The sequence below is a fragment of the Microbacterium sp. 67-17 genome, assembly GCF_001898325.1.
GTDB classification, from domain to species: Bacteria; Actinomycetota; Actinomycetes; order Actinomycetales; family Microbacteriaceae; genus Microbacterium; species Microbacterium schleiferi.
The window spans coordinates 1-6096 of record NZ_MKTR01000031.1 but is presented as its reverse complement, the minus strand read 5'-3'; the positions used below and the strand labels follow the sequence as shown (position 1 = coordinate 6096).

General features: G+C 65.9%; 2 pseudogenes. Both read right to left on the bottom strand.

What is annotated here, in order from left to right:
- Positions 1-1268, bottom strand: a pseudogene (locus BGO47_RS12760) (hypothetical protein); the annotation flags it as partial.
- A gap of 1845 nt (positions 1269-3113) precedes the next feature.
- Positions 3114-3878, bottom strand: a pseudogene (locus tag BGO47_RS15135) (endonuclease/exonuclease/phosphatase family protein); the annotation flags it as partial.
- Between the last annotated feature and the right edge of the window lie 2218 nt (positions 3879-6096).

Here is a 6096-nt window from a genome sequence, read left to right as displayed (position 1 = left end):
TTCTTCGGCACTGGCACAACAACTGCGTTGCACCAGCTCTCGGGGATGATGCCGCACTGCCAGTAGTACGACATGGTCTTAAAAATGACATCGAAGAGAGGAGAGGGAATTTCGTTACCGTCTGCGTCCGTGCTAAAGATGGAAGACGCGCGCAGTAACTCACCCGGGACGCCATCGCCACCGGAAGCCTTGTTGTTAGGCAAGAGCTTGATGGCGGCCAGGACCTCGTCACGCGTGAGGTCGCTGTTCATGAGAGCATTGCACTGCTCATCGGCGTCACCCCAAGACGTCGGAGTGCCCGGCAACACCTGCGGAAAAGCCGCACGCCAAAACGGGCGCGCGTTCACAGAATGGCCAGTTTGGTCCTTGGCGAGGCCCCCGACGTGGCGGCCCCACACACCCGCAGCGTCGCGCGGGTCAGACTTTAACTCTTGGTCTCGGGAACAGTACAGCACGAGGGAGCCAGACTTCTTGGCGTTGCCACTCGATGTGTATGTTTGTAGGAAGCGCCACGACCGACGCGCGTCGCCACCAGAGCCGCGCGTGAGCCTCAGCAGAGTCTCAGCACGGCGCTCCTGGTACCTGTGCGCATCAGCCTTGATGCCTCGCTCGACAAGGTCGTTCACAACTTCTAACAGCGCGGTATTGTGGCCGGTGAAGTCGGGCTTGGGCTCCTGCTGAATGTCCTCCGCAGTCGGGAAGCCAATCAAGTGCAATCGCTCGCGCCACAGTGCAGAACACCAGTGCTTGGCCTCCTCAGGGAGCAGGTTGCGCAGCTGGTCCCACTCCACGCAGGCCGTCTTCTTTTTCTTGCGCCGCTTCAGCTCGCGCTGCGCGTGGTCGTGCTGCAGCGGTGGCATGGCGGCGCCGTCGGGCGCGGCGTCATGTGGGGAAACTTGGTCGAGATCGTGAAGACCGTCTCCCGCGCGCACACCCGGCGCCGCGGCGTTGCACACTTGCTGTTGTGGAGAAGCAAGAGGCGCGCTTTGGCGGGGCAGTGCGGCGTAGAACGGCGCTGCGGCAAGAGCCCGGTACACAGTGTCCTTTATGGATCGTCCATACACTGTGGCGCGACGCGCTTGGGCGCGCAGCGCACGTGCTCCCGCAACGGCAGCGGAAGGTTTCGGCTCGGCGGGCGCTGCGACAGCGGCACCGGCTGCACCCGCGTCGTCGGCGCGCCTGAGCGCCTCGGGGCGGTTACTGTGCAGCGGCGCGCCTGCAGGCGGCCGAGACGATAGCAAGAGTTGGGCTTTCAGCCGGCGCAGCATCTGCACATGCAAGTGCGGACGCGCGCGCTGAGGACACCCGGCAGAGAGGGGAGGGCCAGCAGCAGCTGCAGCTCCAGCATTGGGGGGGTTGCTAGAGTCAGCGGCTGCCGGCGCTGTCACAGGACACGCAACGGAAGCGCTACCACCACGGTGTGGCGGCGCAACACACGTCGCAGTGACGGTCGCTGCGGGCGCAGACAGGACAGAGAGTGGCTGGCCTGGCGCAACATTAACAGCGACGGGATCCGCAGCTACGGGCAGAAGGGCGCTCAAACGCGACGAGCGGCGCACCGGTGGGGGGGTGGCGACGCGCGGCGTATCCCATGCGCCGACGGCGGCGGCAGCAGCAGCCGCAGCCGTGGCGCGGGCGAGCGTACGGGGAGACGTAGAGCTAATAGACTGTGGAGAGGGCGGACGACTGCCAGCAAGCGTATCCGGGGCCGGGGGCAAGGGTGCCGGCCGTGGACCGCGCAGCGAGACCGACTCCGCGCTCGCGCTCGGCGCTGCCGTGGGTACTGGCGCCGAGGGGGGCGAGCGCAGGCTCGCTGCGGGCAACAGACACTTGCGCCCGCTCCGTAGGCGTTGCTTCCAATCGCTGAGCAGTATATAGGAAGGCTCAGGACTCGTTACAGACGCGGGAGGGAGAGGCGGTGCTCGGGAAACCGGGTGTACTGGGCGTACAAGCGGTGCGGAGACAGGCACAGAGTGTGTTGGTACGTGCAGAGGGGGGTGGGGTTGTTTAACGCCATGCTCATTGCCGGTGAGGCGGGCGCTGCGTCGTGGAGCCGCGGCCGTTGCACAGTGCTCGCTGCGGGACGCGGCGACTGTGGTTGGCGGGCTCTCCTCGCGCTCTTTAGCAGCGGCGAGGCCGAACGCAACCGGGGGCGTGTCGCTGGTACGCTCATCATGCGCCAAAGTTGCGGCAGCAAGTGAGTTTCGCAGCGGCCGGCGCTCTGGAGTGAGCGCCCGCACGGGCTGGTCGGGGACGGAGGGGGGGAGCTGTTCGTGCGGTACTGCTCCGGAGCGCGCAGGTGATGCTGCGCTGCGTCCGGGGGACTCTTGCACGAGAGCTGCAGTCCTACCAACGCCACGGGGCGCCGAGACAAGACGGACTGCGCAAGCAGCGGCTGCGGGGCCAGCAGCACGTGCAGCAGCGGGAGCGGGCACACGCGCGGGGCGCGCGGCGGCATCGCCGACACTGTCGTTGTTGTTAGCAGGGGATTGAAGTGCAGCCACCGCCGCGGCAGCGGCGATGTTGTCATCGGGCGCCACTTCCTCCGCCTTCAACGAAACAGGTGCAGCGGCCGCTTCGGCGGTACGCACTGCGACTGCGTTGTCAGCAGGAGGATGGGCGGGACTGTTGTTGTTGTTATCGGTGTTGACCACTTGTGCACCGGCGTCACCCTCAGTGTCATCAGTCAAGTCAGCGAGGACCGCGAAGCGGTTACGCGACAAAAGACTGTGACGGAGTTTGAAGGCTTCGTTGGTGAACTTGGAGAGCCAGGTCTTGATCTTGCCCGAGCGCTCGGGCGCGGTGCGCACGAGGCCGAGGCGCGAGGCTGCCTCAAACGCGGCGCGGCTGATCGCAAGCCCAAAGTCAGGGGCTGCCGAAGGGTCAGCGCGCGCGAGTGCGTCATCGAGGTCGCGCAGCAAGTCAAGCCACACATCGTCACTGGCCACAGCACTACAGAGAGGAGTGATGAGCAGGCCGCTGTCGGCCAGCAGCCTGGAGCCATCGATCTTGTCTGGCACGCGGGGCGCGGAGATGCGCTCCGGTACCGTCACGGCAATCGAGACGGGATTGTGGTCGCTCTTGTCCCACTCAAGGCGGGGGAGCTCGCGCACGCTAAAGCCGTTGGACAAGCCTTGCGTGGCGACAAAGTGGTCGATGCACGAGTCGAGGCGACCGCGCTTACGTCGAGTAGGCGCAGTGCCTGTTACGCGCATCATGCCGGTGTTCTTGGCGGTGAGACGGTTGGACAGCGGCTGAGGACGAGTGTTGAAGTCCCCGCCGGCCAGTACTGCCGCGAACCGGCGGTTGCCCGCCAGCAGCAGCAGCTCGTCGCACACAGCAGTGAGGGCCGACCCGCGAATCGCAGGCGGCACGTACACGCTGGCCACAGCAATACGGTGCACTGCGCCAGTGACAGTCCGCATCGCGACCTCGGTCACGAGCATATGTTTAGCGACAGCACGCACGCGTGTTGCCGTCAGCCCGATGCCGGACCGACACATCACGGCCAGCCCGCGCGCCTGCACGCCGACGTCGTCGTCGGGCGGTGCAAGCAACACGTCATAGCCAGGCCAGTAAAGGTAGTCTCGCTTCCACACGGTCTCTTGGAGCAGCACGATGTCGGCCTTGTGCGCACGCATGAAACTCTCGACGTAAATCTTCTTGTTGAAGAGCGCGTTGCAGTTCAGAGAGAATATGCGCAGCTCGGGCGGCGCAGACACGCCACGCGCGACGGAGCGCGCGAGCGGCTGGACAGGCTGCGAGGGTTGTTGCCGCTGTAGCAGCTGCGGCCGCGGAGGCTGAGGCGGCAGCTGCGGCGGCACCGGCGGCTCGCGCGGCCGGAGAGGGTGGGGACCAAATGATACGAGTGGGGGCATGGGTTGCGCTGTACTCAGCAACGTCGCGAGGAACTGCGCGGCGGTCTGCCGGCGACCAGGCACGGCCATCTTTACCGCTTGGGCGGCGAGGACGGCAACTTTGGCCCGGGCGGCGGGGTCGCGCACGTCAGCAGCGCCGAAGTCAGCGACGTCAGGCAGAACGTACAGGCGTTGGAAAAACAGGCAGTAGAGAATGTTGATAACGGTGTACCTGGGGACACACGATCGAATATGGATCCGCCAATACTTGGGAATCTTCTTGATCACAGCCAGGTGGAGCTTCAGCGTCGCTTCAGCGGCCAGGTAACGGAACGCTTGGCACAACCAGTGGTCGAGCACAGCGGAATCAAGCTCCGGCCGGTACACACAGCAGGAGACTGTGTGCTCGGGAACGGGCTCTGTGGCCGCTGCGCGATCGCGCTGGGTGAGGCGAGGGGCTGGAAGCCGCGGGGTCGGGGAGCCGGCCTCGGCAGCAGCATTGGAGGCTGCTGCGTCGGCGGGCGCCGCGGGCTCTTCGACCTTAATCTCGGCGTCGCCGTCGTCGCGCGCCAGCCGGCGCGAACGAGGCGCGGGCGAGCTGTCGGCAGACGACCCGGTGTTGGACGGAGTGCTTAAGGGAGAGCGGGTCTGTAGTAGTGGTGAGCGCACTGCGGCGGGCGAGGCAGGGACCGACCAAGTGTCGGGGTGTGCATCGCTCGGGTCAGAGTCACTCGCGGTCTCGCTCGTGGCGGGGGTGTACAGCGGCCGGGGCCGGTACAGAGGCAGAGACGCGTGGGGAGCCGGCGCTGCGGCGGCCGGAGCCAGTGGGGCAGACACCAAGTGGATGACAGTGGCTGCGGCGGGCGGCGGGGGCGGCGGTGGAGGCGCGGGCTCGGGGGTGCGGGTGTGTGCCGCACGTGGCGGGGCTTGCGGTGCGGGGGCGCGCACGCGCACGGCGTCAGACACGAACTCGGTGTTCGACGCCGTCTCAGAATCGGACGGGGTCTCTGAGTCGGAGGGGGTCTCAGAATCGGACACTGTAGTAGGGTCGGACTCAGGCTCGGTCTCGGAGTCGTCGGCCGCGCGCGCGCTTCGGGCGGCCCTGACCGCGCGCCGCCAGGTGTTTGGCGGCGGCGCGGGATCGGGGTCGCTCTCAGTCTCGCTGTTAGCGCCTGAGGCGGCGGCACGGGCGGCGGACTGAAGGCCAGAAGAGGGGAGAGTGGCAAGCGGGGCGCGATGGCGGATCGCAGGGAGAGCGCGATGGCGGATCGCGGGAGGGGGGCGTTGCGCGGGCGGGGCGCGCCTTGCGGCGGGGACGGCGGCCGCGGCTGCTAGCGAGGGCGCAGCGGCGGAGGCGTCTACCAACTCCACAAAGTCGCGGTCGGCAACGCGGGCGCTGCGGCGTGGGGCCGCCGCAGCAGGAGGGGCCGCGGCGCTGGCGGAGCGCGGCGGCGGGGAACCCACCGGTGGAGATGTTGTCGGAGGCAGTGCCCTGGGACCGGCCGCGGTTGGGGAGGCGGCGGGGACAATGACATCTACACGGGGGTCACGGCGCTGGCGGAGCGCGTAGGGCGCGCCGACAATGCGGCGAGCCCGGAGAGAGACGGGTGCTTGGTTGGAAGGGGTACTCATGAAAGAATTACATTGTTTGGTCCGAAGAGTCAAGGACATAGTGGCGACTGCCGGGGTGGGTGGTTGGGAACGTTGTCGCTTAAACGCGGGACACGCGCGTCTGTCTCGTTATTTGGTGGGGGACGGAATAGGTGGGGGCTCGAGTCGGGTACCACGTACACCTGGGAGCTCAGAGACAGCGCACACGTTTGCGGCGGTGTCATGGTGGGAGCGCCAAGTCGAACTCAGCTACAACGCGTCGCCAGTGTGGCGAGCGGCGCCGGTCACGGTCCGAGCGGGGCGCGCCGCTTCTCGAGAGATATGAACAGCAAGAAGGCTAGGGAATACAAAAACAAACATTCACACAAGTGTGGAAACAAGTTAGCGGCGGAAAAGAATACGGTGTTGTGCCGAGCGGAGCTCCAACGGCCGGTTCGACGGCAGACGACAACGGTTAATGACACAACGTAACGCGAAAGAATACAGTAGGGCTTATACAGACAGTAACATAACAGGCAGAAACAACAAGAACAGACAGACACAACACGGAACGCTTACAACAGTACAGCAACAAACAAACAGATTCGCGATCAACATAAAGCAAACATTCATCTTAAGACAAGGGCCT